The sequence below is a fragment of the Mycobacterium helveticum genome, from assembly GCF_007714205.1.
Taxonomy (GTDB): Bacteria; Actinomycetota; Actinomycetes; order Mycobacteriales; family Mycobacteriaceae; genus Mycobacterium; species Mycobacterium helveticum.
Genome location: NZ_VMQU01000013.1, coordinates 14,724 through 40,765 on the forward strand (window position 1 = coordinate 14,724; position 26,042 = coordinate 40,765).

27 protein-coding genes and 1 pseudogene are annotated in these 26,042 nt (G+C 70.8%); 14 read left to right on the forward strand and 14 right to left on the reverse strand.

Features of this window, described 5'->3' with window-relative positions:
- Window positions 1-91: 91 nt before the first annotated feature.
- Window positions 92-640, forward strand: a complete 549-nt coding sequence (locus FPZ47_RS04915; protein ID WP_144946606.1) for a redoxin domain-containing protein — start codon at window positions 92-94, stop codon at window positions 638-640.
- Window positions 637-1,548 (forward strand): cytochrome c biogenesis CcdA family protein, encoded by a 912-nt coding sequence (locus FPZ47_RS04920; RefSeq protein ID WP_144946608.1) that lies wholly within the window; start codon window positions 637-639, stop codon window positions 1,546-1,548. The genes FPZ47_RS04915 and FPZ47_RS04920 overlap by 4 nt, the downstream gene beginning before the upstream one ends.
- On the opposite strand, the gene FPZ47_RS04925 is transcribed toward FPZ47_RS04920, so the two are convergent.
- The 6 genes and pseudogenes from FPZ47_RS04925 to hsaA all read right to left on the reverse strand — a co-directional run bounded on the left by FPZ47_RS04925 (window position 1,511) and on the right by hsaA (window position 5,875).
- On the reverse strand, window positions 1,511-2,446 hold the full coding sequence (locus tag FPZ47_RS04925; RefSeq protein WP_144946609.1) for a M56 family metallopeptidase: 936 nt from the start codon (window positions 2,444-2,446) through the stop codon (window positions 1,511-1,513). The two genes, FPZ47_RS04920 and FPZ47_RS04925, sit on opposite strands and share 38 nt — an antisense overlap.
- Window positions 2,443-2,820 carry a BlaI/MecI/CopY family transcriptional regulator gene (locus FPZ47_RS04930; protein WP_144946611.1) on the reverse strand — a complete coding sequence of 126 codons (378 nt, stop codon included), beginning with the start codon at window positions 2,818-2,820 and terminating at the stop codon, window positions 2,443-2,445. Before FPZ47_RS04930 ends, FPZ47_RS04925 begins: the two co-directional genes overlap by 4 nt.
- Before the next feature lie 66 nt (window positions 2,821-2,886).
- Window positions 2,887-3,450: a 3-hydroxy-9,10-secoandrosta-1,3,5(10)-triene-9,17-dione monooxygenase reductase subunit gene (hsaB, locus tag FPZ47_RS04935; RefSeq protein WP_144946613.1), complete on the reverse strand. Its 564-nt coding sequence runs from the start codon at window positions 3,448-3,450 to the stop codon at window positions 2,887-2,889.
- A 14-nt stretch (window positions 3,451-3,464) separates the two neighbouring features.
- Window positions 3,465-4,367, reverse strand: a complete 903-nt coding sequence (gene hsaC, locus FPZ47_RS04940; protein WP_144946616.1) for an iron-dependent extradiol dioxygenase HsaC — start codon at window positions 4,365-4,367, stop codon at window positions 3,465-3,467.
- Window positions 4,367-4,594, reverse strand: a pseudogene (locus FPZ47_RS04945) (alpha/beta fold hydrolase); the annotation flags it as partial. The pseudogene FPZ47_RS04945 and the gene hsaC, both read right to left, overlap by 1 nt.
- A gap of 96 nt (window positions 4,595-4,690) precedes the next feature.
- Window positions 4,691-5,875 carry a 3-hydroxy-9,10-secoandrosta-1,3,5(10)-triene-9,17-dione monooxygenase oxygenase subunit gene (gene hsaA / locus FPZ47_RS04950; RefSeq protein ID WP_144946619.1) on the reverse strand — a complete coding sequence of 395 codons (1,185 nt, stop codon included), beginning with the start codon at window positions 5,873-5,875 and terminating at the stop codon, window positions 4,691-4,693.
- Window positions 5,876-6,032: 157 nt separating this feature from the next.
- Here hsaA and FPZ47_RS04955 point away from each other — a divergent pair, with 157 nt between their 5' ends.
- Window positions 6,033-7,115, forward strand: coding sequence for a ferredoxin--NADP reductase (locus FPZ47_RS04955; protein ID WP_145039338.1), 1,083 nt, complete (start codon window positions 6,033-6,035; stop codon window positions 7,113-7,115).
- Between the two features lie 49 nt (window positions 7,116-7,164).
- Window positions 7,165-7,692: a hypothetical protein gene (locus FPZ47_RS04960; RefSeq protein ID WP_144946625.1), complete on the forward strand. Its 528-nt coding sequence runs from the start codon at window positions 7,165-7,167 to the stop codon at window positions 7,690-7,692.
- 80 nt (window positions 7,693-7,772) lie between these two features.
- On the opposite strand, the gene FPZ47_RS04965 is transcribed toward FPZ47_RS04960, so the two are convergent.
- Window positions 7,773-9,911: an acyl-CoA dehydrogenase family protein gene (locus FPZ47_RS04965; protein ID WP_144946628.1), complete on the reverse strand. Its 2,139-nt coding sequence runs from the start codon at window positions 9,909-9,911 to the stop codon at window positions 7,773-7,775.
- A gap of 269 nt (window positions 9,912-10,180) precedes the next feature.
- Here FPZ47_RS04965 and kstR point away from each other — a divergent pair, with 269 nt between their 5' ends.
- Window positions 10,181-10,783 (forward strand): cholesterol catabolism transcriptional regulator KstR, encoded by a 603-nt coding sequence (kstR, locus tag FPZ47_RS04970; protein WP_144946737.1) that lies wholly within the window; start codon window positions 10,181-10,183, stop codon window positions 10,781-10,783.
- On the opposite strand, the gene FPZ47_RS04975 is transcribed toward kstR, so the two are convergent.
- Window positions 10,780-11,859, reverse strand: coding sequence for an Rv3575c family transcriptional regulator (locus FPZ47_RS04975; RefSeq protein WP_144946631.1), 1,080 nt, complete (start codon window positions 11,857-11,859; stop codon window positions 10,780-10,782). The two genes, kstR and FPZ47_RS04975, sit on opposite strands and share 4 nt — an antisense overlap.
- Before the next feature lie 164 nt (window positions 11,860-12,023).
- Between FPZ47_RS04975 and FPZ47_RS04980 the strand changes: the two genes are divergently transcribed.
- From FPZ47_RS04980 to FPZ47_RS05005, 6 genes are read left to right on the forward strand one after another with little or no spacing between them, the layout of a single operon-like run.
- Window positions 12,024-12,929 carry a metal ABC transporter solute-binding protein, Zn/Mn family gene (locus FPZ47_RS04980; RefSeq protein ID WP_425461728.1) on the forward strand — a complete coding sequence of 302 codons (906 nt, stop codon included), beginning with the start codon at window positions 12,024-12,026 and terminating at the stop codon, window positions 12,927-12,929.
- The gene (locus FPZ47_RS04985) at window positions 12,926-13,756 is read left to right on the forward strand and encodes a metal ABC transporter ATP-binding protein (protein ID WP_210419835.1); all 831 of its coding nucleotides are present in this window, start codon (window positions 12,926-12,928) and stop codon (window positions 13,754-13,756) included. The genes FPZ47_RS04980 and FPZ47_RS04985 overlap by 4 nt, the downstream gene beginning before the upstream one ends.
- On the forward strand, window positions 13,753-14,616 hold the full coding sequence (locus FPZ47_RS04990; protein WP_144946636.1) for a metal ABC transporter permease: 864 nt from the start codon (window positions 13,753-13,755) through the stop codon (window positions 14,614-14,616). Before FPZ47_RS04985 ends, FPZ47_RS04990 begins: the two co-directional genes overlap by 4 nt.
- A 9-nt stretch (window positions 14,617-14,625) precedes the next feature.
- Window positions 14,626-15,384 (forward strand): LamB/YcsF family protein, encoded by a 759-nt coding sequence (locus tag FPZ47_RS04995; protein ID WP_144946639.1) that lies wholly within the window; start codon window positions 14,626-14,628, stop codon window positions 15,382-15,384.
- Window positions 15,384-16,307 carry an MBL fold metallo-hydrolase gene (locus FPZ47_RS05000; protein WP_144946642.1) on the forward strand — a complete coding sequence of 308 codons (924 nt, stop codon included), beginning with the start codon at window positions 15,384-15,386 and terminating at the stop codon, window positions 16,305-16,307. Before FPZ47_RS04995 ends, FPZ47_RS05000 begins: the two co-directional genes overlap by 1 nt.
- A 13-nt stretch (window positions 16,308-16,320) precedes the next feature.
- Window positions 16,321-17,562: an SLC13 family permease gene (locus FPZ47_RS05005; RefSeq protein ID WP_144946646.1), complete on the forward strand. Its 1,242-nt coding sequence runs from the start codon at window positions 16,321-16,323 to the stop codon at window positions 17,560-17,562.
- Here the strand turns inward: FPZ47_RS05005 and FPZ47_RS05010 are convergent.
- Genes FPZ47_RS05010 through carD form a run of 6 tightly spaced genes read right to left on the reverse strand, consistent with a single transcriptional unit; the run spans window position 17,559 to window position 22,584 of the window.
- Window positions 17,559-18,530 (reverse strand): glycerophosphodiester phosphodiesterase, encoded by a 972-nt coding sequence (locus FPZ47_RS05010; RefSeq protein WP_144946649.1) that lies wholly within the window; start codon window positions 18,528-18,530, stop codon window positions 17,559-17,561. The genes FPZ47_RS05005 and FPZ47_RS05010 overlap by 4 nt on opposite strands.
- A complete protein-coding gene (gene rlmB, locus FPZ47_RS05015) occupies window positions 18,531-19,463 on the reverse strand; it encodes a 23S rRNA (guanosine(2251)-2'-O)-methyltransferase RlmB (RefSeq protein ID WP_144946652.1) in 933 nt (310 codons plus the stop codon). It lies immediately after the preceding gene.
- Entirely contained in the window at window positions 19,464-20,882 is a 1,419-nt protein-coding gene (cysS, locus tag FPZ47_RS05020; protein ID WP_144946655.1) for a cysteine--tRNA ligase, read from the reverse strand.
- 49 nt (window positions 20,883-20,931) lie between these two features.
- On the reverse strand, window positions 20,932-21,411 hold the full coding sequence (ispF, locus tag FPZ47_RS05025; protein ID WP_144946658.1) for a 2-C-methyl-D-erythritol 2,4-cyclodiphosphate synthase: 480 nt from the start codon (window positions 21,409-21,411) through the stop codon (window positions 20,932-20,934).
- Window positions 21,408-22,082, reverse strand: a complete 675-nt coding sequence (gene ispD, locus FPZ47_RS05030) for a 2-C-methyl-D-erythritol 4-phosphate cytidylyltransferase (RefSeq protein WP_425461729.1) — start codon at window positions 22,080-22,082, stop codon at window positions 21,408-21,410. The genes ispF and ispD overlap by 4 nt, the downstream gene beginning before the upstream one ends.
- A 13-nt stretch (window positions 22,083-22,095) precedes the next feature.
- Window positions 22,096-22,584: an RNA polymerase-binding transcription factor CarD gene (carD, locus tag FPZ47_RS05035; RefSeq protein WP_007166539.1), complete on the reverse strand. Its 489-nt coding sequence runs from the start codon at window positions 22,582-22,584 to the stop codon at window positions 22,096-22,098.
- Between the two features lie 338 nt (window positions 22,585-22,922).
- On the opposite strand from carD, the gene FPZ47_RS05040 reads away from it, so the two are divergent.
- Genes FPZ47_RS05040 through disA form a run of 3 tightly spaced genes read left to right on the forward strand, consistent with a single transcriptional unit; the run spans window position 22,923 to window position 26,040 of the window.
- Window positions 22,923-23,456: a copper chaperone PCu(A)C domain-containing protein gene (locus FPZ47_RS05040; RefSeq protein ID WP_144946664.1), complete on the forward strand. Its 534-nt coding sequence runs from the start codon at window positions 22,923-22,925 to the stop codon at window positions 23,454-23,456.
- A 58-nt stretch (window positions 23,457-23,514) separates the two neighbouring features.
- On the forward strand, window positions 23,515-24,939 hold the full coding sequence (gene radA / locus FPZ47_RS05045) for a DNA repair protein RadA (RefSeq protein ID WP_144946667.1): 1,425 nt from the start codon (window positions 23,515-23,517) through the stop codon (window positions 24,937-24,939).
- A 27-nt stretch (window positions 24,940-24,966) separates the two neighbouring features.
- Window positions 24,967-26,040 (forward strand): DNA integrity scanning diadenylate cyclase DisA, encoded by a 1,074-nt coding sequence (disA, locus tag FPZ47_RS05050; protein WP_144946670.1) that lies wholly within the window; start codon window positions 24,967-24,969, stop codon window positions 26,038-26,040.
- Window positions 26,041-26,042 lie beyond the last annotated feature (2 nt).

Here is a 26,042-nt window from a genome sequence, read left to right on the forward strand (position 1 = left end):
CGCGTACCGGAGCCGGCCACATACTATCTAGGTACGTAGGTAGTATGTTGGCATCATCCGTCCCCACACCCTCGACGGGAAGGACTCCTTCATGCCACGCCTTCCGGCCGCCCTGCTCGTCGCCGTCGCCGTCGCGACGGTCATCGCGGCCTGCGGCTCCCCGGAAAAGCAATCCGGAGCGACAAACGCCCCCGCCGCGTCCTCGCACGCTGCCGCCGGGCAGCCTACCGCCGTCCCGGCGCAGCTGCGGTTTTCCGCGAAAACGCTGGGGGGACAGACGTTTTCCGGAGAAAGTCTCGCCGGGAAGCCGGCGGTGCTGTGGTTCTGGGCGCCCTGGTGCCCGAAGTGCCGGCAGGAGGCGCCCGCCCTCGCCAAGGTTGCTGCGGCGAACCCGCGCGTGACGTTCGTCGGGGTGGCGGCGCGCGACCAGGTGTCGTCGATGCAGACCTTCGTCGACAAATACCACCTCGCGGGACTCACCCAATTGGCCGACACGGACGGGGCGGTGTGGGCCAAGTTCGGCATCACCCGGCAACCCGCGTGGGCGTTCGTCGGCGCCGACGGCACCGTCGACGTCGTCAAAAGCCAGCTCTCCGAACCCCAATTGAGCGAGCGGGTCAACGGGTTGGCCAACCGGTGATCGACACCGCCGCGCTCAGCTTTGCACTGGGCGCCGGGCTGGTGGCCGCGCTCAACCCCTGCGGCTTCGCCTTCCTTCCCGGTTACCTGGGGTTGGTGATCGCCGGCAGCCACGACACCTCACGCCCGGCGGCCCTGCTTCGCGCGGCCGGGGCCACCGCCGGCATGTCGCTGGGCTTCCTGACGGTGTTCGGCACCTTCGGTCTGGTCATCTCCCCCGTGATCGCCTCGGCGCAGAGGTACCTGCCGTTCGCCACCGTGGTCGTCGGGCTGCTGCTCGTCGGCGTGGGGATTCCGCTGGTGGCCGGCAAGGACGTCAGTGTCGTCCTCCCCACGCGCCTCGGGGGCACGCCGACCGGGCGGCTGGGATCGATGTACGGCTACGGCGTGGGCTATGCGATCGCATCGCTGTCGTGCACGATCGCACCGTTTCTCGCCGTGATCAGCATGACGTTCGACCAGGGCTCGGTGCTCTCGGGCGTGCTGGCCTTCCTTGCCTATGCCGCCGGCATGACCATCATGGTGGGGGTCGCGGCGCTGGCCGTGGCGCTGGCCGGCTCGTCGGCCACCGCGGCCTTTCGTCGTGTGCTGCCCTTCGTCGGCCGGATCGCCGGCGTCGTCGTGCTGCTCACCGGCCTGTATGTGGCCTACTACGGCTACTACGAAATCCGGCTCTATTTCACCGATGCCGACACCGACGACCCCGTGGTCCGGGCCGCCGGCAACGTGGCGAGCCGGCTGGCGGACTGGGCCAACGGACTGAGCCCATGGTTGCTGCTGGCCGTGGGCGTGGCGTTCATCGCCGCCGGGGTGGGCCGGCAGGCCCTGTCCCGACGGCGCGCCGGCCGGCAAGACGCCGACGACGGCGCCGTCACAGCCGGCAGGCCAGCCCCACCACCACAGGGCTGAAAACGGCGAAACATATTGCCGTGCAGAGCGACACGAGCTCCCGCCACCAAATGCCGCGAGACACCGGGGTCGCCAGGCGCGCGGCACGGGCCAGGGTCGCGGTGCCCGAGGCGCCCAACGCCGCCGGCGCCATTGCCGGGGAGTCACCGCTGAGAGCCAGCAGTCCGCGCAACAACGGCATCTTCCCGTGCACCCGCACCGCGGTGTCGTCGGCGCACATCTCGAGCAGGTCCGCCGCGACCCCGGCGGCCGCGGAGAACAACGCCGACCGCGGCAGGCCCGCGGCGATCGCCCGCAGCACCATGAGGACATCATGGTGGCGCCCGGCCAGGTGGGCGTTCTCGTGGGCCAGCACCGCGGCCAACTGCGGCTCGTCGAGCCGGCCCAGCGCCGCGGTGGTGACCACGACGATGGAGTGCGGCCGGTCCGTCACGCAGTAGGCCGCCGGCTGCGGCGCCGCAACCACGACGACGCCGGGCCGGTCACCGGGGATCCCGACCACCCGGGCGGCCGACGCGTGCAGCCGGCTGCGCGCTCGTTGCCGCCGCAACTGGCGGCCGATACGCCAGCCGACGACGACGGTGGCCGCCACACCGGCCACCCAGAGACCGGCGGCGAGCGCCGAGGCGAGCGCGCGCGGCAACCCCAGGCCGCCGGTGACGCCCAACGCCTTCAGACACAGGGTCAGTTCCCCGCGCCGCCACATGCTTTGCGCCGCCGCGACGCCCAGCACGGCCAGCGCGGCGAACCATGCGCCGAGGGCGGCGACCACCACCGCCAGCCAGGACGCCAGCGCCAGCCGGGGGTGCGCGCCGGTGCCGGTCACCCGCCGCAGCAGGTGCGGCCCGAGCCAGTTCAGCACGCACGCGTACCCCAGCAGCAACAGGGCGGCATTCACGATCCGGGCCCGTCGTCGACGATGCGCCGCAGAAAGTCGCGGACTCGCAACGACTCCCGCTCGTCCATCTGTTTGAGGAAATGCGCCAGCACCAGGTCCGAATTGCCGCCGGCGGCGTAGGCATCCCGCATCAGGGTGGCCGAATGCTCCTCGCGGGTCATGGTGGGCCAGTAGCGAAAAGCCCTCCCCGCCCGTTCCCGCTGCAGCCAGCCCTTGCGGTGCAGGTTGTCCATGGTGGACATGACGGTGGTGTAGGCGATCTGCCGGTCGCGCGCCAAGTCGTCGAAGATCTCGCGGACGGTCACGACCTCGCCGCTGCTCCACACGCGGTCCATGACGACCGCCTCGAGTTCACCGAAACGCCGAACGCGCACTGCCCCAATCCTTTGCCCGTGCCGATGTCGCTGCCAAGCGTACGCCCGCGCAGCCGACCGCTCCGGCTAGAGCCAGGTGTCCCGGGTGGTGGTGGTGAGGAACGCTTCCAGGTCGTCACGCCATTGGGCCGGAGTCGTCTTGTCGGGTTCGATGCCGGTGTATTCGCCGCGGTAGAACAGCAGCGGCCGCGGCTTGACGGTGGGCGCCTCCGACAGCGACCGGACCGCGCCGAACACCACGAAGTGGTCGCCGCCGTCGTGCACCGACGCCACCGTGCAGTCGATGTGGGCCAGTGATCCGCCGATGATCGGCGAGCCGAGTTCCGAAGGCTGCCAGTCGATCCCGGCAAACTTGTCCGGCTCTTTGGACCCGAACCGGGCCGAGACGTGCTTTTGCTTCTCGGTCAGCACGTTGACGCAGAACCGGCCGCTGGCCTCGATGGCCTGAAAGGACCGCGACACCTTGGTCGGGCAGAACAGCACCAGCGGCGGGTCCAGTGACAGCGCGGCAAAGGACTGGCAGGCGAAGCCGACCGGGACCTCGTCGTGCACCGTGGTGATGATGGTGATGCCGGTGCAGAACTGGCCCAGCACCTGCCGGAAGGCGCGTGGATCGATGGAATCCGCCACAATCAGCCCCCGGGTCAGCCGCTCATCCCGACCGTGAAGTCGTGACCCCACAGGCTCACCGCGGTGCTTTCCCGGGCGACCCAGTCGCGGTCGTCGACCTGCCTTCCCTCGCAACCGAACTCGATGTCGAAGCCGCCGGGTGTCTTCATGTAGAACGACAGCATCAGGTCGTTGACATGGCGACCCAGGGTCGCCGACATGGGCACCTTGCGGCGCAGGGCCCGGTCCAGGCACAGGCCCACGTCGTCGGCGTTCCGGACCTCCATCATCAGGTGCACGATGCCGCTCGGCGTCGGCAGCGGCAGGAAGGCCAGGCTGTGGTGGCGCGGGTTGCAGCCGAAGAAGCGCAGCCAGGCCGGCGCCCCGTCGGCGGGCCGGCCCACCACCTGCGGCGGCATCCGCATCGAGTCGCGCAGCGTGAAGCCGAGCACGTCGCGGTAGAAGTGCAACGCCTCGTCGTCGTCGCGGGTGGACAGCACCACGTGCCCCAGCCCCTGCTCCCCGGTGACGAACCGGTGGCCGTACGGGCTGACCACCCGGCGGTGCTCCAGGGCGGCGCCGTGGAACACCTCCAGGCAGTTGCCGGACGGATCGGAGAACCGGATCATCTCGGCCACCCGGCGGTCCGCCAGCTCTGCGGCCGTGGCCTCCTTGTAGGGCACGCCCTCCACGTCGAGCCGGTTGCGGATCTCCTGCAGGCCCTCGGCGTTCGCGCACTCCCAGCCGGCTTCCAGCAGCCGGTCCTGGTCGGCGGGCACGATCACCAGCCGGGCGGGGAAATCGTCCATGCGCAGATACAGCGCTCCCTCGCCTGCGCCGCTGCCCTCGACCATGCCGAGGACTTTGAGGCCGTACTCGCGCCAGGCCGCCATGTCGGTGGCCCCGATGCGCAGATAGCCCAGCGATCGGATGCTCATCACGCGCCTCCCAGGAGATCAACGGTCAGCTTGTTGAACTCGTCGAACTTCTCCACCTGCGCCCCGTGCCCACACTGGCCGAAGACGTGCAGTTGCGCACGCGGAATCGTCTTCAGCGCGACCAGCGCGCCGTCCAGCGGATTGACGCGGTCCTCGGGCGCCCCGATCAGGACCGCCCCGAGGTTCTCCCGGGCCACGGTCTGGTCGTTGCCCTTGAAAGACAAGCCGGCCTCGTGGTTGTGCAGCCGCAGCGGCCCATCCACATCCACGTCGACGAAGCGCGACGTGGACTCGAACGTCAACTCCCCCGTGACCGTCATGTCCTAGACCATGGTGTCGCCGGGGGGCAACCCGAACTCGTTGTTGCCGAAGATCACGTACGCCCGCTCGGGGTCGTTGGCGGCGTGCACCCGCCCGGCGTGGGCGTCACGCCAGAACCGCTGGATCGGAGCGTCATCGGCCAGCGCGGTGGCACCGGAGGCCTCGAACAGCCGGTCGATCGAGGCGATCGAGCGGCCGGTGGCGCGCACCTGGTCACGCCGCGCGCGGGCACGCAGCTCGAACGGGATCTCCTTGCCCGCGGCCAACAACGCGTACTCGTCGCCCACGTTGCCGATCAACTGCCGCCAGGCCGCGTCGATGTCGCTGGCCGCCTCGGCGATGCGCACCTTCGCGAACGGGTCGTCCTTGGCCTTCTCCCCGGCGAACGCCGCCCGCACCCGCTTGCCCTGATGCTGCACGTGCGCGTCATAGGCGCCGTAGGCCATGCCCACGATCGGCGCCGAAATGGTGGTGGGATGCATGGTGCCCCACGGCATCCTGTACACCGCGGCGGTGTTGGTCTCATATCCCCCGGCGGTGCCGTCGTTCATCGCCCGGTACGACAGGAACCGGTGCCGCGGCACGAAGACATCCTTGACCACCACCGTGTTGCTGCCGGTGCCGCGCAACCCGACGACACGCCACACGTCGTCGATGCGGTAGTCGCTGATCGGGATCAAAAAGCTGCCGAAGTCCACCGGCCGGCCGTCCTTGATCACCGGCCCGCCCAGGAAGGCCCACGTCGCGTGGTCACACCCCGACGACCAGTTCCACGAGCCGTTGACCACATACCCGCCCTCGGTCACCACACCGGCGCCCATCGGCGCGTACGACGACGACACCCGCACGTTCGGGTCGTCACCCCACACCTCCTCCTGGGCCCGCTGGTCGAACAGCGCCAGATGCCAGTTGTGCACGCCGATGATCGAGCTCACCCAACCGGTGGAACCGCACGCACTCGCCAACCGCCGGACCGCCTCGTAGAACATCACGGGATCGCACTGCAGCCCGCCCCACTGCTCGGGCTGCAACAGCGTGAAGAAACCGACCTCCTGAAGCTCCTGCACCGTCTCGGCGGGCAACCGCCGCAGACCCTCCGTCGCCTGCGCGCGCTCCCGAATCCGCGGCAGCAGATCATCGATGCCGGCCAAGACCGCCTGCGCATCACGCTGTTGAATGGACGTCACTTGGGGTGCCTCCTGAGCCAAAACCTACGCAGTGGACTTACACCAGAGACTAGAACACGTTCCGATTCGTGTCGAGCGGGGTATTCCTGCGGCTGGTAGCGATGCGAATCCACTTTTCTGTAACATGTTCTAGTTGTGACGAGAGGGAGGATGGGTCGTGCCCGAGGCCAATCTCGACGAGCCACTCGGTGACCATGTCCTCGAGCTGCAGATCGCCGACGTCGTCGAGGAGACCGGCGATGCGCGGTCACTGGTGTTCGCGGTGCCCGAGGGCTCGAGCATCCCGCCGGAGCGGCTGCGCTACGCGCCCGGCCAGTTTCTGACGCTGCGCGTCCCCAGCGACCGCACCGGCTCGGTGGCCCGTTGCTACTCGCTGTGCAGCTCGCCGTTCACCGACGACGCGCCGGCGGTCACCGTCAAACGGACCGCGCAGGGATACGCGTCCAACTGGCTGTGCGACCACGCCCACAAAGGCATGCGGATCCACGTCCTGGCGCCGTGGGGGGACTTCGTTCCCCGGACGCTCGACGACGACTTCCTGCTGCTGGCCGCCGGCAGCGGCATCACGCCGATCATGTCGATCTGCAAGTCCGCCCTCGCCGAGGGCAGCGGGCAGGTCACGCTCGTCTACGCCAACCGCGACGAGCGCTCGGTGATCTTCGCCGCCGCGCTGCGCGAACTGGCCGGCAAGTATCCCGACCGGCTCACGGTGGTGCACTGGCTCGAAACGCTGCAGGGGCTGCCCGGTGCGGCCGCGCTGGCGAAGATCGCCGCCCCCTTCACCGACCGGCCCGCGTTCATCTGCGGACCGGGCCCGTTCATGGACGCGGCGCGTGCGGCCCTGGAGGCACTGCACGTGCCCGCGCGGCAGATCCACATCGAGGTGTTCAGGTCGCTGGACTCCGACCCGTTCGCCGCGGTCAAGCTGGACGACGGCGGCGAGGGCTCCGGCGACGGGGAGCCGCCGGCCACCGCCGTGGTGCAACTCGACGGCCACACGCACACCCTGTCGTGGCCGCGCAACGCCAAGCTGCTCGACGTGTTGCTCGCCGGCGGTCTGGACGCCCCGTTCTCCTGCCGGGAGGGCCACTGCGGCGCCTGCGCCTGCACCCTGCGCAAGGGCAGGGTCACGATGGAGGTCAACGACGTCCTGGAGCAGCAGGATCTCGACGAGGGACTCATCCTGGCCTGCCAGTCCCATCCCGAATCCGATTCGGTGGAAGTCACCTACGACGAGTAGTCGCGGAGTTAGATTCACCCTGAAATCGGCAACCCGGGAAGGGGAGCACATGAAGTGGCTGGTGGCGGGATTGGCAGTCGTCGGCGCCGCGCTCGCGCCCGCCCCGCCCGCCGACGCGGCGAGCAACACGGCCACCACCCTGTTCCCCCTGGACGGCCCCAACCAGCTCGAGACGCACACCTTCCTCAACTGCTTCAAGTCCGACGGGCATTGCGACTTCACCGCCGGCGCCGACATGCGCACGCCCGACGGTGTCACCGGCTTCCCGCCCGGACTGTGGGCCCGCCAGACCACCGAGATCCGGTCCCCGAACCGGATGGCCTACCTCGACGCGCACGCCAACGGCCAGAACGAGCGGGTCATGAAGGCCATGGGCACCGACGAGATCACCGACGTCTACTTCGGCGAGGGCCCGCCGGACAAGTACCAGACGACCGGCCGCATCGACTCCACCGACTGGTCGACCGGCCAACCCAGGACCGACGTCAGCGTCATCGTCTGCACCCACGTGCAGGTCGTCTACCCCGGGGTCAACATCACCTCGCCCAGCACCTGCGCGCAGACGATGTTCTCCTAGCGGACCGCCCGTCGGTGGACGCCGCCGCCCGCCGTCAGCAGCCACGAGTCCCGGGCCGCATGGCCGAAAGGCCCTCCCCGTCAGCGCGGCAGGCCCAGCAGCCGCTCGGCGGCGACGGTGAGCAGGATCTGCTCGGTGCCGCCGGCAATGGTGAGGCAGCGGGTGTTGAGGAAGTCGAACACCGCCTGGTTGTGGACCAGGCCGCCGCCCTCGCTCACATCCATCATGTATTCGGCCAGCGCCTGCCGGTAGCGCACCCCGATCAGCTTGCGCACGCTGGACTGGGCCCCGGGGTCCTGGCCGCCCACGGCGAGCTGGGCGATCCGCTGGTCCAGCAGCGAACCCGTCTGGGCCAGCACGATGAGCCGCGCCAGCCGGTCCTGCCGGGCCGCGTCGAGATCGAGCTCGGCCAGCACCCCGAGGAGCTCTTCCATCGGGTTGCCCAGGGCGGTGCCGGTGGCCATGGCGACCCGCTCGTTGGCCAGCGTGGTGCGGGCCAGCCGCCAGCCGTCGTTCACGGCGCCGACCACGAGCTCGTCGGGCACGAACACGTTGTCCAGGAACACCTCGTTGAACAGCGAGTCACCGGTGATCTCGCGCAGCGGCCGGATCTGGATGCCCGGCGATTTCATGTCCACGAGGAAGTAGGTGATGCCCTGGTGTTTCGGGGCGTCCGGGTCGGTACGCGCCAGGCACACGCCCCAGTGCGCCTTGTGCGCCGCCGACGTCCACACCTTCTGCCCGGTCAGCAACCAGCCGCTCCGGGAGTCCGGTGCGCGCACCGCCTTGGTGCGCAACGAGGCCAGGTCCGATCCGGCGCCCGGCTCGGAAAACAGTTGGCACCAGAGGACTTCGCCGCGCGTCGTGGCGGGCACGAAGCGTTCGATCTGCGCCTGCGTGCCGTGCTCGAGGATCGTCGGCGCCGCCCACCACCCGATCACCAGGTCCGGGCGGACCACGCCGGCCGCCGCCATCTCCTGGTCGATCAGCAGTTGTTCGGCCGGGGACGCGCCGCGCCCATAGGGCGCCGGCCAGTGCGGTGCCTGCAGGCCCGCCTCGGCCAACGCCACCTGGCGCCGGTCGGAGGGCAGCGCGGCGACCTCGGCGACGGCCGCGGCGATCTCCGGCCGCAGACCCTCGACGTCGGTGAGGTCGATCCCCAGCCGGCGGCGCACCCCGCCCTGGGTCAGTTCGGTGATGCGGCGCAGCCAGTGTTCGGCGCCGCCCAGGAAGCGCCCGGTGGCGTGGGCCCGGCGCAGGTACAGGTGCGCATCGTGCTCCCAGGTGCAGCCGATGCCGCCGAGCACCTGGATGCAGTCCCTGACGTTCGCCGTCGCGGCGGCAATACCCTCGCCGGCCGCGACGGCCGCCGCGATCGAGAACTGGGCCCGATCGGGGTCCCCGGCGGCGCGCGCGGCGTCGGCGGCGGCCACCTCGGCCTGCTCGGCGCGGCACAGCATCTCCGCGCACAGGTGCTTGACGGCCTGGAAGCTGCCGATCGGCTTGCCGAACTGCTCGCGCACCTTCGCATAGGCGACCGCGGTGTCCAGCGACCAGCGGGTCACGCCGGCCAGTTCGGCGGCCAGGACGGTCGCGGCCAGCTCGCGGACGCGGCCCCGGGGCGCTTCGAGCACGGTGACCGGCGCCGACGCCAGCACGAGCCGCGCCAGCGGCCGGGAGAAGTCGGTGGCCCGCAGCGGCTCGATTCGCACGCCGTCACCGCCGGTGTCGAGCAGCAGCCACGTGTCCGCGGCCGGGAGCAACACCACGCCGCCCGCGGCGGCGCCGAGGGCCCACGGCAGCGTGCCCGACGCGCGCTCGCCGTCCAACCGCACGTCACCGTGCAGCGCCAGCCCCGCGAAGCGGTCACCGGAGGCCAGCGCGGCCAGCATGTCGTTGTCCGGGGCCGCCTCGGACAACACCACAGTGGCCAGCGCGGTGGTGGCGACCGGCCCGGGCACCAGCGCCTTGGCCGCCTCCTCGACCATCGCGCACAGGTCCTCGATGCCGCCGCCCGCGCCCCCGCATTCCTCGGCGACGGCCACGCCGAAGATGCCGAGGTCGGCCAGGCCCGCGAACACCGGCCGCCACGCGTCGGCGCTACCCTGCTCGACGGCGCGGATGGCCGCAGTCCCGCCCGGACCCGAGCTCGCATTGCGGGCCCAGTCGCGCACCAGCTCACGCGCCGCGAACTGCTCGTCGGTGACGGTCGCTACCACGTATGCGCCCCTCCGTGTCGTGTTTCGTTCCGACGAATCCGGTCGTGACCGGACTAGAACGTGTTCTAATAGTGCCAGCGATCGACCGTCAAGTAAAACTGCATCACAGCAGCACACGTGGCTGTCCCGGCGGTACGGAGGTGGGAAATTCACACGCAGCGTGCGTATCGTTTGCAGACGAGCCACCCACCAGAGGAGCAATCCGTCAGATGCCAGCCAACACGAACTCGGGCCGCGTCTCCGACTCGCAGCCGCGCGAGGTCGTGAACGTGGCGGTCCTGGCCGAGTCCGAACTCGGTTCGGAGGCGCAGCGGGAGCGCCGCAAGCGCATCCTCGACGCCACCATGGCCATCGCGTCCAAGGGCGGCTATGAGGCGGTCCAGATGCGGGCGGTGGCGGACCGCGCCGACGTCGCGGTGGGGACGCTGTACCGGTACTTCCCGTCGAAGGTGCACCTGCTGGTGTCGGCGCTGGGCAGGGAGTTCAGCCGGATCGACGCCAAAACCGACCGCTCCGCGGTGGCGGGGGCCAGTCCGTTCCAGCGGCTGAACTTCATGGTCGGCAAGCTCAATCGGGCGATGCAACGCAACCCGCTGCTCACCGAGGCGATGACCCGCGCCTATGTCTTCGCCGACGCGTCCGCTGCCAGCGAGGTCGACCAGGTCGAGAAGCTCATCGATTCGATGTTCGCCCGCGCGATGGCCGACGGCGAACCCACCGAGGACCAGTACCACATCGCGCGCGTCATCTCCGATGTGTGGCTGTCGAACCTGCTGGCGTGGCTCACCCGGCGCGCCTCGGCGACCGACGTCAGCAAGCGGCTCGACCTGGCGATGCGGCTGCTGATCGGCGACACCGAACCGAAGTCTTAGCCGGGCGGCCCGACGGTCCGGCCCCGGATCAGCTCGGTGTCCAGCAGTTCGACGGTCGGCAGCCCCGACCGCGGTGGCCGCAGCAGCAGCTCACCGGCGCGGTGGCCCTTGCGCAGGCTCGGCTGCACCACCGTGGTCAACCCGCGGCCGATCGCCTCGGGAACCCCGTCGAAACCGGTGACGCTGATCTGGCCGGGCACGTAGATGCCGTGCGCCCGAAGGTAATCCATGGCGGACAGGGCGAGCACGTCCGCGGTGCACATCAGCGCGGTGATCCGCGGATTGGCCTCCAGCGCCACCCTGGCCGCGTCGCCCCCCGACTCGGGCAGGTGCTCGTAGCTTTCCACCACGGTCAGCGACGCCGGGTCCAGACCGGCGTCGGCCATCGCCTCCCATACGCCGAGGATGCGTTCGCGCTGCACGTCGAACGCCGGTGAACGCAGCCGCTCGGCGTCCACCAGGCCCTGCCGGCGGTCCCGGCTCAGCCGCATGGTCAGCAAGCCGATCTCGCGGTGCCCCAGCCCCACCACGTACTCGGCCAGCTCGCGCATCGCCGCCCGGTCGTCGATGCCCACCCGGGACACCCCGGACAGGCCCTTGGGCTGGTCCACCACCACCACGGGCAGGCGGCGCTGCAGCACCACCTGCAGGTTGGGGTCGTCGTCGCAGACCGAATACACGACGAAGCCGTCCACCCCGGCGGCGAGCACCGCGGCGGTGCCCTCCTGCAGGCTGCGGGTCGGACCGACGGCCACCAGCAGCAGCCCCTGCCCCAGCTCCTCGCAGGACTGCGCGACCCCGGCGACCAGGTCCCGCGCCGCCGGGTCGCTGAAGAAGTACGTCAGCGGTTCGGCCATCACCAGGCCGACGGCCCCGGCTTTGCGGGTGCGCAACGATCGCGCGACCGGGTCGGGTCCCGGGTAGCCCAGCCGCTTCGCCGCGGCCAGCACCCGTTCGCGCAGGTCGGCCGAGAGTTGATCCGGCCGGTTGAAGGCGTTGGAGACGGTGGTGCGCGAGATCTTGAGTTCGTCCGCCACCGAGGCCAGAGTCGCGCGCCGGCGCGGGGTGGGGCTCACGTTCGGTGAGGCTACAGCGAATCAGCGTGGGCGCCCAAGCGGCTTCGCGACGCCACTTTGTGATGGAAACGATTTTCATTAGTATTACGGGTCGGCCGATCGGGCCGCGAAGAACGACCCGGAGACGCGCCAGCGCCGCCGGGACAAACATGGCAGGAGTCGACGTGCGGCGTCTTTGGCGGTCGGTCGTGTCGATTGCCCTGGCCGGCGCGACCGCGCTCACCGGGTGTTCGCAGCCGGGACACCCCGGCGCGAACATGGTGGTCGCGTCCACCGACGTGTGGGGCAGCGTCGCGCGCGCGGTCGCCGGCCGCCATGTCGCCGTCACGTCCGTCCTGAGCGGTGCCGACGCCGATCCCCACGCCTACCGGTTGAGCCCCTCGAAAGCCGCCGCGCTCGCCGACGCCGCCCTGGTCGTCTACAACGGCGGTGGTTACGACCCCTGGGTCAATCAGGTGCTGGCAGGGCATCCGCGCGTCGCGGCGGTCGACGCCTATTCGTTCGCGGCGTCTCCGGCACCGGGCCGGCAACCACCCGACGAGCACGTCTTCTACGACATGGATGTCGCCAGGTCGGTCGCCGCGTCCATCGCCGACCGGCTGGCGGCCATCGACCCGCCCAACGCCGCCGACTACCGCGCCAACGCCGCCCGGTTCTGCCGTGCGGCCGACGGCATCGCCATCTCCGAGCACGCCATCGCCAGCGCGTATCCCGGCACCGCGGTGATCGCGACCGAACCGGTGGTGCACTACCTGCTGGCCGCCTCGGGCCTGGTGAATCGCGCCCCGGCCGCTTTCACCGCGGCCAACGAGACCGAAACCGATCCCGCGCCGGCCGACATGGCCACCGTCCTCGACCTGATCGAGCACCACGAGGTCTCGGCGCTGCTGGTCAACCCGCAGACGTCGACGCCCGCGATCGACGGCCTGCAAAAGACCGCACAACGCGCGGGTGTACCGGTGACCGAGGTGACCGAGACCCTGCCGGACGGCACCGACTACCTGACCTGGCAGCGCAACACGGTCAACCAGCTGCTCGCCGCCCTGCGCACCACCCGGCGGGCGCCGTGAGTCTGCAGGCGGCGCCGGCCGTCGACCACCCCACGCCCACGGTCCGCATGACCGGCGCCCGGCTGGCATTCGGTGAGCGGACGCTGTGGGACCACCTGGACCTGTCGGTGTCCGCCGGCGAGTTCATCGCGGTGCTGGGCCCCAACGGCAGCGGGAAGACGTCGCTGCTCAAGGTGCTACTCGGGCAACTGCCGCTCAGTGGCGGCGCGGTGCTGGTGGACGGCAGGCCCGTCACCGCCGGCAGCGACCGGATCGGATATGTGCCGCAACATCGTCCGATCGACCGCGACGTGATGTTGCGCGGGCGCGACCTGGTCCGGCTGGGCGTCGACGGGCGTCGCTGGGGGCCGGCGCCGCTGCGGTCCGCCGAGCGGGCCCGCCGCCGCGTGGCGGTCCAGCGCGCGCTGCGCCAGGTCAACGGCGAACATCTGGCCGACGCCCGGGTCGGCGTGCTGTCGGGCGGCGAACTGCAACGACTGCGGATCGCGCAGGCGCTGGTCAGCGACCCGACGTTACTGCTGTGCGACGAACCGCTGCTCACCCTGGACCCGGCCAACGCCAAGCTGGTGTCGGCACTGATCGACCGCCGGCGCCGGGACGCCGCGACCACCGTCATCGTCGTCACCCACGAGGTCAATCCGATCCTGCCGTACGTGGACCGGGTGCTGTACCTGGTCGACGGCCGCTTCGGGATCGGCACCGTCGAGCAGGTGATGACCACCGAGACGCTCTCGGCGCTGTATCGCGCCGACATCGAGGTGGTGAAGGCCGGAGGCGGCTACGTGGTGGTGGGCGAGGCGGCGCCCGGCGACGGGTACCTCCGGTGAACCAGCGCCTCGCCGACATGCTGGGCCACCTGTTCTCCTTCGACGTCACCGCCCACCTGCTCAGCCACGACTTCGTCCAGCAGGCCCTGCTGGCGGCCGCCCTGCTGGGGCTGGTGGCCGGCCTGATCGGCCCGTTCATCGTCATGCGCCAGATGTCGTTCGCCGTGCACGGCTCCAGCGAATTGTCGCTGACGGGAGCCGCGTTCGCGCTGCTGGTCGGGGCCCAGGTGGGACTTGGCGCGCTGGCCGGCAGCGCTTTGGCCGCCGCGCTGTTCGGCTTCCTCGGCCAGCGCGCCCGGGAGCGCGACTCGGTGATCGGCGTGGTGCTGGCGTTCGGGATGGGGCTGGCGGTGCTGTTCATCCACCTCTACCCCGGACGGACCGGCACCAGCTTCGCGCTGCTGACCGGCCAGATCGTCGGCGTCGGCTACACCGGCCTGGCGATGCTGGGACTGGTGTGCCTGCTGGTCGCCGCCGTGCTGGCGGCGTGCTACCGCCCGCTGCTGTTCGCCACCGTCGATCCGGAGGTGGCGGCCGCGCGGGGTGTGCCGGTGCGCGCCCTGGGAGTGGTGTTCGCCGCCCTGGTCGGCGTGGTGGCCGCCCAGGCGGTGCAGATCGTCGGGGCGCTGCTGGTGATGGCACTGCTCATCACGCCGGCGGCCGCGGCCGCCCGGGTGGTCGCCTCGCCGCCCGCCGCGATCGCGGTCTCGGTGGTCTTCGCCGAGGTCTCCGCCGTCGGGGGCGTCGTGGCATCGCTGGCGCCCGGCGTCCCGGTCTCGGTCTTCGTCGCGACCATCTCGTTCGTGATCTACCTGCTGTGCCGCCTACTCGGGGGGCGCCGCGGTCCGCCGCTTCCCTAAGCTGGGCGGGTGGCCGGAATCGACCTGAACGCCGACCTCGGCGAGAGCTTCGGTGTCTGGCGTCTCGGCGATGACGAGGCGATGCTCGAGATCGTCAGCAGCGCCAACGTGGCGTGTGGATTCCATGCCGGCGATCCCGCCGGCCTGCTGCAGGTCTGCCGGTCGGCCGCCGAGCGCGGGGTGCGCATCGGCGCCCAGGTGAGTTACCGCGACCTCGCCGGGTTCGGCAGGCGCTTCATCGACGTCGACGCCGAGGAACTCCTCGCCGACGTCGTCTACCAGATCGGCGCGTTGCAGGCGATCGCCCGGGCGTGCGGTTCGACGGTGTCCTACGTCAAACCCCATGGCGCCCTGTACAACGCGATCGTGGCCAACCGTGAGCAGGCCGCCGCCGTCGCGGCGGCGGTACACCTGGTGGACGCCGGGCTGCCGGTGCTGGGCATGGCGGGTTCGGCGTTCTTCGACGAGGCGGCCCGCCTGGGCCTGCGCACGGTCGCCGAGGCGTTCGCCGACCGCGCCTACCATCCGGACGGCCGCCTGGTCTCCCGTCGGGAACGCGGTGCCGTACTCGACGACCCGGCGGCGATCGCCGAGCGTGTGGCGACCATGGTCGCCTCGGGGCAGGTCACCGCCATCGACGGCGCCCAGATCGCCGTCGAGGTGGAATCGGTTTGCGTGCACGGAGATTCGCCCGGCGCGGTGCAGATCGCGACGGCGGTGCGGGACCGGCTGAGGGCCGCCGGCGCCGACATCAGGGCGTTCTGCTGATGCGGCTCCGACTCGGCCGGCCCGATATCACCCGGTATGCGGACCGATTCGACGTGCCCGCCGCCGAATCCGGGCTCTCGGTGACGTGGCTGGGGGTCTCGACACTGCTGGTCGACGACGGGTCGTCCGCGCTGCTGACCGACGGCTACTTCTCCCGCCCCGGCCTGGTGCGGGTCGGCCTCGGGAAAGTGGCGCCGTCACCGGCCCGCGTCGACGGCTGCCTCGCCCGCGCCAGGGTGTCCCGGCTCGCGGCGGTGATCGCGGTCCACACCCACATCGACCACGTCCTGGACTCCGCACTGGTCGCCGACCGCACCGGCGCCCAGTTGGTCGGCGGCGAGTCGGCGGCCAACGTCGGGCGCGGGTACGGCCTGTCCCCCGACCGGCTGGTCGTCCCCGCCGGCGGCGAGCCGATCCGGTTGGGCGCCTACGACGTCACGCTGATCGAGTCGCGGCACTGCCCGCCCGACCGGTTCCCCGGGGTGATCGCCGAACCGCTGATTCCGCCGGTGCGGGCGTCGGCCTACCGCTGCGGGGAGGCGTGGTCGGTGCTGGTGCACCACCTGCCGACGGGGCGGCGGCTGCTGATCCAGGGCAGCGCCGGTTTCGTCGAGGGCGCGCTGGCGGGTCACCGGGCCCCAGACACCGGAGCGGTCTACCTCAGCGTCGGCCAGCTCGGCCTGCAGCCGCGGTCCTACCTGGTCGACTACTGGACCGAGACCGTGCGCGCGGTGGGAGCGCGCCGGGTGGTCCTGGTCCATTGGGACGACTTCTTCCGCCCGTTGTCCAAGCCGTTGCGGGCCCTGCCCTATGCGGGAGACGACTTGGACGTGTCCCTCCGCGTTCTCGACGAACTGGCCGCACGGGACGGCGTCGCGCTGCACCTGCCGACGGTGTGGCGACGCGAGAACCCGTGGATGTGAAGCGAATCGCACTGTGACGCTGGTCCTGGCGCTGTTGCTGCTTGCTGTTGTCCTCGGGTTCGCCGTGATGCGCCCGAAGGGTCTGCCGGAGGCCCTCGCGGCGGTTCCGGCGGCCGTCATCCTGGTGGCGGTCGGCGCGATCTCCGTGCGCCAGGCGTCGGCCCAGGTCGTCGACCTGTCCGGTGTGGTGGCATTTCTTGGCGCGGTGCTGGTGCTGGCCAAACTCTGCGACGACGAGGGCCTGTTCGAGGCCGCCGGTGCGGCCATCGCGCGGGTGCGCGTCGGTTCGCACGGATTGCTGCGCCAGGTCTTCGTCATCGCGTCCGCCATCACCGCCGTGTTGAGCCTGGACGCCACCGTGGTGTTGCTGACCCCGGTGGTGCTGGCCAGCGTGCGGCTGCTGCGCACGCCGGTGCGCCCGTACGCCTACGCCACCGCGTCCCTGGCGAACGCCGCGTCGCTGCTGCTTCCGGTGTCGAACCTGACCAACCTGTTGGCATTTCACCTGGCGGGCATCTCGTTCACCAGGTTCACCCTGGTGATGGCGTTGCCGTGGCTGGTCACCATCGCCGTGGTGTACGCGATCTTCCGCTGGTTCTTCGCCGCGGACCTGCGGGTCACCCCCCATCCCGAGGAGCGGGAACCCGCGCCGCGCCCACCGGTTTTCGTCCTGGTGGTGGTCGGACTGACGCTGGCCGGGTTCGCGGTCGGCCAGTCCGTCGGGGTGGCCCCGGCCTGGGTGGCGGCGGCCGGCGCCGCGGTGCTGGCGGTGCGCAGCCTGCGCCGCGGGCACACCTCGGTGGCGGAGATCGTGGGCTCGGCGAGCGTGTCGTTCCTGGTGTTCGTGCTGGCACTCGGCGTGGTCGTGCACGCGGTCATGCTCAACGGCATGGACACCGCCATGTCGAAGGTGCTGCCGTCCGGCTCGGGCCTGCCGGCGCTGCTGGCCACCGCCGCGGTGGCCGCGGTGCTGGCCAACATCGTCAACAACCTGCCCGCCACGCTGGTGTTGTTGCCGCTGGTCGCGCCGGCCGGGCCGCTCGCCGTCCTCGCGGTACTGCTCGGCGTCAACATCGGGCCGAACCTCACCTATGTCGGATCGCTCTCCAATCTGTTGTGGCGCAGCGTGTTACGCCGCCACGATATCGAGTTCGGCGGCGGGGAGTACACCCGGCTCGGGTTGTGCACCGTGCCGGTGAGCCTGGTGGCGGCGGTGCTGGCGCTGTGGGCGAGCGCGCGGCTGCTGGGGTTCTAGCCCCGGTGGTAAGCCGGCGGCAGCGGCATCCCGAGTTCGGCCAGCACGCCGCGCAGCAGCGTCGGGTAGTCGGTGATCAGCCCGTCGACGCCGTCGGCGATCTGCTCGCGCATGGTGGCGGCAGCGTTGACCGTCCACGGAATGACCCTGAGCCCCAACCAATGTGCGCGGTCGACGAAGGCTCTGTCGACCATCGCATAGTCGGGTGAGACGATGTCGGCACCGATCGTCGCGGCCCCGGCGACCGGGTCACCGACCACGGCGGGGTCGACACCGGCCAGCCAGGGCGAACCCCGTACCCATGTCGTCTCGTCCCACAACGCCACCAACGGGATCGACGGCTCGGCCCGGCGCACCAGGGGCAGCGTCCGCCAGTCGAAGCTCTCGATCTCGACACGGTCGGTCTTGCCCGCGGCCCTGACCGCGGCCAGGATCACGTCGACGAACTGCCGGGGGTCGGCCGATTCCGCGGGTTTGTCGGCCGCCACCTTGGTCTCGATGTTGTAGCGCACGTCGGCGCGATAGGAGTCGGCGAGCGCGAAGACCTCCGGCAGGACCGCGATCTTGTTACCCGGCACCACCTCCGCGCGTGGGAACTCCTCGAGCCGACGGCCGCAGTCCAGGGTGCGGAGCTGCGCGAGCGTCAGGTCGTGCACCAGCTTGCCGACATAGGGATAGTCGGGGTCACCGGGAAAAGCGGGCGCGGTGTCGGCGCACTTCTCGGGCTCGATCGTCGGGTCGTGCCACACCACCGGCTGACCGTCCTCGGTGATTTCCACATCGAATTCGATTGTGGTGACGCCGATTTCGATCGCCTTGGCGAAACCTCGCAGGGACTCCTCGGTGGTCTCGCCGCGGCCGCCGCGGTGGGCCTGCAGGTCGAAGCCGCCCGGTTGTGCCGAAGCCGGCGACGCCACAAGCAGCCCGAGCCCGAGCCCCAGCAGTGCAGCGGCGAGGCGAGTTGTCAATTAATGCCTGCGCTGGCGCGCGATCTCGGCGAGCACCACCCCGGCCGCCACCGAGGCGTTCAGCGATTCGGTGTCACCCGCCATGGGAATCGACACCACCTGGTCGCAGTTCTGCCGCACCAGACGGGACAGCCCTTTGCCTTCCGAGCCGACGACCACCACCAGCGGGTCGGTGCCGTCCAGGTCGTCGAGGGGTGTGTCGCCGCCGGCGTCCAGGCCGACCACTCGCAGGCCCCGGCCGGCCCAATCCTTCAGTGTTCTGGTGAGATTGGTGGCCCGTGCCACCGGGAGCCGGGCCGCCGCCCCGGCGCTGGTGCGCCAGGCGACCGCGGTCACCGACGCGGAACGCCGCTGCGGGATCAGCACGCCGTGGCCGCCGAACGCCGCCACCGAACGGACGATGGCCCCCAGGTTGCGCGGATCGGAGATGTTGTCCAATGCGACCAACAGCTCGGGCGGCGAGGTGCCGGCGGCCGCGAGCAGGTCGTCCGGGTGGGCGTAGCGGTAGGGCGGCACCTGCAGAGCGATGCCCTGGTGCAGGTGGTTGGCGGTCATGCGGTCCAGGTCAGGGCGCGGCACCTCGAGGATGGAAATGCCGAGATCGGCTGCGCGTGAAACGGATTCGGTCAGCCGCTCGTCGGCTTCGACGCCCAGAGCGATGTAGAGGGCGGTCGCCGGAACACCGGCGCGCAGACACTCCAGCACCGGGTTGCGCCCCAGCACCGTTTCGGCCTCATCGGTGCGCCTGGCCGGCCGGCGCGGCTGCGGCTGCTGCGTACGCCTGGCGGCGGGATGGTTGGGCCGCAGGTGCGCCGGCGGGGTGGGACCGCGTCCCTCCAGCGCGCGGCGGCGCTGGCCGCCGGACCCGACGGTCGGGCCCTTCTTGCTACCGGATTTGCGCACCGCGCCGCGGCGCCGCGAGTTGCCGGCCATCTACGTGCCGCGGTTTTCTTCGCGGGCCAACAGTTCCCACTGCGGCCCGTCGGCGGTGTCGGTGACCTCGATGCCGGCGTCGTTGAGCCGGTCCCGGATCTCGTCGGCGAGCGCCCAGTCGTGCTGCTCGCGCGCCCGCTGCCGGAGTTCGAGTTCGGCGCGCACCAGCACGTCGACGGCCTTCAGCGCGGCCGACGTCTCGTCGCGGGTTTCCCAGCGTTCGTCGAGCGGGTCGCAACCGAGGATGCCCAGCATCGCCCGGATCGAGCCCGCGTGGGCGAGGGCGCTCTCGTGGTCGCCGGCGTCGAGCGCCCGGTTGCCTTCCGCGCGGGCGTGATGCACCTCGGCCAGCGCGATCGGGACGGCGAGGTCGTCGTCGAGGGCCCCGGCGAACCGAGGGGTCGGTTCGCCGGGCTCGACGGCACCCACCCGGGTGCGCACGCGGTGCAGGAACTCCTCCACCCCGACGTAGGCCTTGACGGCGTCCTGCAGGGCGGTTTCGGAGAATTCCAGCATCGACCGGTAGTGCGCGCTGCCCAGGTAGTAGCGCAGTTCGGCCGGACGCACGCGCTGCAGCATCGCCGGTATCGACAACACGTTGCCCAGCGACTTGCTCATCTTCTCCCCGCCCATCGTCACCCAGCCGTTGTGCAGCCAGTAGCGGGCGAATCCGTCCCCGGCCGCGCGGCTCTGCGCGATCTCGTTCTCGTGGTGGGGAAAGACCAGATCCATTCCACCGCAGTGGATGTCGAACTCCGGGCCGAGGTAGGTGCGGGCCATCGCCGAGCATTCCAGGTGCCAGCCCGGGCGTCCGCGACCCCACGGTGTGGGCCACGAGGGCTCCCCGGGCTTGGCGCCCTTCCAGAGGGTGAAGTCGCGCTGGTCCCGCTTGCCGGTGGCCGCGCCCTCACCCTGGTGGACGTCGTCGATCCGGTGCCCGGACAGCCGACCGTAGCCGGGGTAGCTGAGCACGTCGAAGTAGACGTCACCGCAGGCCGCGTAGGCGTGCCCGGTGTCGACCAGGCGCTGCATCAGTTCGACCATCTGGGTGATGTGCCCGGTCGCCCGCGGCTCCGCGGACGGCGGCAGCACGTCCAGGGCGTCGTAGGCGGCGATGAACGCGCGCTCGTAGGTGGCCGCCCATTCCCACCACGGCCGGCCCGCCGCGGCGGCCTTGTTGAGGATCTTGTCATCGATGTCGGTCACGTTGCGGATGAACGCGACGTCGTATCCGCGGGCGGTCAGCCAGCGGCGCAGGATGTCGAAGGCCACCCCGCTGCGCACGTGCCCGATGTGCGGCTGACCCTGGACGGTGGCGCCGCACAGGTAGATCGAAACGTGGCCTGCGCGCAGCGGGACGAAATCACGCACGGCCCCTGCCATGGTGTCGTAGAGCCGCATGCGGGCACGATCGGTCACGACGTGCCAGCTTACCTGCCGGTTACGGCCGCCCGGCCCGCAGCGGGCACTAGCCGAGCGGGACCACCAGCGCTGTGGCGATGGCAGCCAGGCCCTCGCCGCGCCCGGTCAGACCCAGCCCGTCGGTGGTCGTCGCCGACACCGACACCGGCGCCCGCAGCAGACCCGACAGCACCTGCTGCGCCTCCGCGCGACGCGGACCGATCTTCGGCCTGTTGCCGATCACCTGCACGGCGGCGTTCCCGACCCGGTAGCCGCGCCGCGAGATCAGGTCGGCGACGTGAGCGAGCATCCCGGCCCCGCTGACACCCTTGAAGCGCGGATCGTCGACCCCGAACACGGCGCCGATGTCGCCCAGCCCCGCGGCCGACAGCAGGGCGTCGCACAGGGCGTGCGCCCCCACGTCGCCGTCGGAGTGGCCGGCGCAGCCGTCGGCGCCGGGGAACGACAGTCCCACCAGCCAGCAGGGCCGCCCGGGTTCGATCGGGTGCACGTCGGTACCCAGACCGACTCGTGGCAGCGGGATCATCGGCGCACGATCGCCTCGGCCAGCAGCAGATCGAGCTGGGTGGTGATCTTGAACGCCAGCGGATCGCCGTCGACCACCTGCACCTGGCCGCCGACGTACTCGACGAGCGACGCATCGTCGGTGAAGCCGGTGCCGCCGGTTGCGCACACGGCCCGGTAGGCGCGCAGCAGCAGGTCGGTGGCGAAGCCCTGCGGCGTCTGCACCGCGCGCAGCCCGGCCCGTTCCGGCGTGCCCAGCACCACCCCGTTGGCATCCACGGCCTTGATCGTGTCGTGCAATGGCAGCGCGGGCACAACCGCGGGGTGGCCGGCGCGCAGGGCCTCGACCACCCGCACGATCAGTGCGGGCGGCGTCAGCGCGCGGGCGGCGTCGTGCACGAGCACGTAGTCCGGGTGATCCGTTTCCCCGAGTGCCGACAGCGCCAGGCGCACCGACTCGTAACGGTCCGCTCCGCCGGCCACGACGGTGGCCTGCCCGGCCAGCGACTGCGCGGCCTGCCCGACGCGGTCGGGGGGAACCGCCGCGACCACGTGGTCGACGACCCCGGACTCCAGCAGGCCGGCCACGGCGCGTTCGAGCAGGGTGCGACCGTCGACCTCACAGAACGCTTTGGGCAGGCCGGCGGCCAACCGTTGGCCCGATCCCGCTGCCGGCACGACCGCGACCACCACAGCTTCATGGCCTTCAGGAAGCGGCGGCAAGGACCTCGTCGAGGATGGTTTCCGCCTTGGCGTCATCGGTGCTCTCCGCCAGCGCCAGCTCGCCGACCAGAATCTGGCGGGCCTTGGCCAGCATGCGCTTCTCGCCGGCGGACAGTCCACGCTCCTGGTCCCGGCGCCAGAGGTCACGCACTACCTCGGCGACCTTGTTGACGTCACCGGAGGCGAGTTTCTCGAGGTTGGCCTTGTACCGGCGCGACCAGTTGGTCGGCTCCTCGGTGTGGGGCGCCCGCAGCACCTGGAAGACCTTGTCGAGTCCTTCCTGTCCGACGACGTCGCGGACGCCGACATACTCGGCATTATCCGCGGGAACGCGAACTGTCAGGTCGCCCTGCGCCACTTTCAAGACGAGATACTCTTTTTGCTCCCCCTTGATGGTCCGGGTTTCGATCGCCTCGACTAACGCAGCACCGTGGTGGGGGTAAACAACGGTGTCGCCGACCTTGAAGATCATCTGATTCGAGCCCCTTTCGTTACTTCATCCTAACACGGCGGCCCAACACCCGCGAAGCAACAGTGCAGGTCAGAGGCACGACACGCGCAGATTAGGGGTTGACAGGCGGAGCAAGACGTGCAATAGGACACACATTCATCTCCTCGCATCTCCGCGTTTTGCCCTATGGGTACGATACGCCGGCCCCGGTTGCGCAGGTCACGGCACCTGTCTTGCGCCCCGCGCTACCGCGGCCGCCGGGTCCCTACTACTCTGCATAGTTGCAAAGGCGAGGCGCATCGTTGCAAAGTCGAACGCGCATCGTTGCAAAGTCGAACCGGCCCGCCAGGAGGCACCGAGTGAACCGTCCCCAGATCCGCCTCCCCCGTGCCGTCATCGCGCTTCTGGGCCTGGCCGCCCTGCTCAGCGGTTGTGGGGCCGGCCAGGTCTCGCAGACGGCCCTGCAGGATCCCGCCATCAACGGGAACAAGGTGACGGTCAAGAACCTGGCGCTGCGCAACATCCGCATCCAGGCCGTGCAGCACGGCGACTTCCTGCAGCCGGGCCGGACCGTGGACCTGGCGCTGGTGGCCGTCAACCAGTCCCCGGACACCACCGACAACCTGGTGGGCATCACCAGCGAGATCGGCACGGTGACCGTGTCCGGCGACACCCGCATCCCCGCCGGCGGAATGCTGTTCGTCGGCGAACCCGAGGCCAAGTACGTCGCCGCGGGCCCGATCGACTCCAACACCGCGGCCAGGGCGACCGTCACCCTGGCCAAGCCGATCACCAACGGCCTCAACTACCACTTCACCTTCAATTTCGAAAAGGCCGGACAGGCCAGCGTGCTGGTGCCGATCTCGGCCCCGGTGACGTCCCCGCGGGTCTGACCCGCGTCCTGCGGCCTGTCACGCCGGGCTTGTCGTACCGGCCCGATACCTTCAGGACGTGGCAAACGCACGCTCCCGATACCGCTGCTCGGAATGCCGCCACGTCACCGCCAAGTGGGTGGGCCGCTGCCTGGAATGCGGCACCTGGGGGACGGTCGACGAGGTCCCCGCGCTCAGTGCGGTCGGTGGCGCGCGCCGGGGGCCGCCCGCCAATCCGGCCGTTCCGATCACCTCGGTGGCACCCGACACCAGCCGGCACCGCTCGACGGGTGTCGACGAACTGGACCGGGTGCTCGGCGGCGGCGTCGTGCCCGGGTCCGTCACTCTGCTGGCCGGCGACCCGGGCGCGGGAAAGTCGACGCTGCTGCTCGATGTCGCCCATCGCTGGGCGCAGTCGGGCCGGCGCGCGCTGTATGTCTCCGGTGAGGAGTCCGCCGGCCAGATCCGGCTGCGCGCCGACCGCACCGGCTGCGGCGCGCAGGAGCTCTACCTGGCCGCCGAGTCGGACCTGCACGCGGTGCTGGAGCACATCGCGACGGTGAAACCCGCACTGGTCATAGTGGATTCGGTGCAGACCATGTCCACGACGGAGGCCGACGGCGTCGCCGGCGGCGTCACGCAGGTGCGCGCGGTCACCGCCGCGCTCACCGCGGCCGCGAAGGCGGGGGGCGTCGCGCTGATCCTGGTCGGCCACGTCACCAAGGACGGCGCCATAGCCGGGCCGCGGTCACTGGAACACCTCGTCGACGTCGTGCTGCATTTCGAGGGCGACCGCAACGGCCCCCTGCGGATGGTGCGCGGAGTCAAGAACCGGTTCGGCGCCGCCGACGAGGTCGGATGTTTCATGCTGCACGACAACGGCATCGAGGGCGTCGCCGACCCGTCGAACCTGTTCCTGGACCAGCGGCCCGCGCCGGTCCCGGGGACCGCGATCACGGTGGCGCTGGACGGGAAGCGCCCGCTGATCGGCGAGGTCCAGGCGTTGCTGGCCGGCAACGCCCACAAGCCCTCCGGCGGGTCCCCGCGCCGGGCCGTCAGCGGCATCGACCACTCGCGTGCCGCGATGATCACCGCCGTCCTGGAGAAGCACGCCAGGTTGAACATCGCCGTCAACGACATCTACCTGTCGACCGTGGGCGGCATGCGGTTGACCGACCCGTCTTCGGATCTGGCCGTGGCGCTGGCGCTCGCGTCGGCATACGCCGACCTGCCGCTGCCGGCGACGGCGGTGATGATCGGCGAGGTCGGCCTCGCGGGCGACCTGCGGCGGGTCGGCGGGATGGAACGGCGGCTGGGCGAGGCCGCACGCCAGGGTTTCACGATCGCCCTGATCCCCGACGGGGACGACCCTCGACGCGGGATCGTCCCGAGCGGGATGCGCGCGCTGCGGGCACCGACCATCGCCGCGGCGCTCGAGCACATGATCGACATCGCCGATCACCGCACCGGGACCCCCCCGGGGCCACGGCGGCTGGACGCATAACGCGATGTGGCCGCAGAATGACACGCTGTGACTGGTCCGAGTCTGCGTGAGACTGTCGCCCGCCTGGCCCCGGGGACCGGGCTCCGGGACGGCCTGGAGCGCATCCTGCGCGGCCGCACGGGCGCGCTGATCGTGCTCGGCAACGACGAGAACGTCGAGGCCATCTGCGACGGCGGCTTCGCGCTCGACGTCCGGTACGCGCCCACGCGGCTGCGTGAGCTGGCGAAGATGGACGGTGCGGTCGTGCTGTCCACCGACGGCAGCCGGATCGTGCGGGCCAACGTGCAGTTGGTCCCGGACCCGTCGATACCCACCGACGAATCGGGAACCCGCCACCGCTCCGCGGAGCGGGCCGCGATCCAGACCGGCTACCCGGTGATCTCGGTCAGCCACTCCATGAACATCGTCACCGTCTACGTCGGCGGCGAGCGGCACGTGGTGGCCGATTCGGCGACCATCCTGTCGCGCGCCAATCAGGCGATCGCCACGCTGGAACGGTACAAGGCGCGGCTGGACGAGGTCAGCAGGCAACTGTCGCGGGCGGAGATCGAGGACTTCGTGACGCTGCGCGACGTCATGACGGTCGTGCAGCGGCTCGAGCTGGTACGCCGGATCGGCCTGGCGATCGACAACGACGTCGTCGAGCTCGGCACCGACGGGCGCCAGCTGCGGCTGCAGCTCGAGGAGCTACTCGGCGGCAACGACGTCGCCCGGGAACTGATCGTGCGTGACTACCACGCCAGCCCGGAGCCGCTGCCGGGTGCGCAGCTGACCGCCACCCTTGACGAGCTGGACGCGCTGTCGGACGCCGAACTGCTCGATTTCACCTCTCTGGCAAAGGTTTTCGGATACCCGACGACTGCCGAGGCGCAGGATTCGGCACTGAGTACGCGGGGATACCGCGCGATGGCCGGCATTCCGCGGCTGCAGTTCGCCCACGTCGATCTGCTGGTCCGGTCGTTCGGGACGCTGCAGGGGCTGTTGGCGGCCAGCGCGAACGACCTGCAGTCGGTGGACGGCATCGGCGCGATGTGGGCCCGCCACGTGCGGGAGGGGCTCTCGCAATTGGCGGAGTCGACCATCGTCGACCCCCTCGGCTGAGT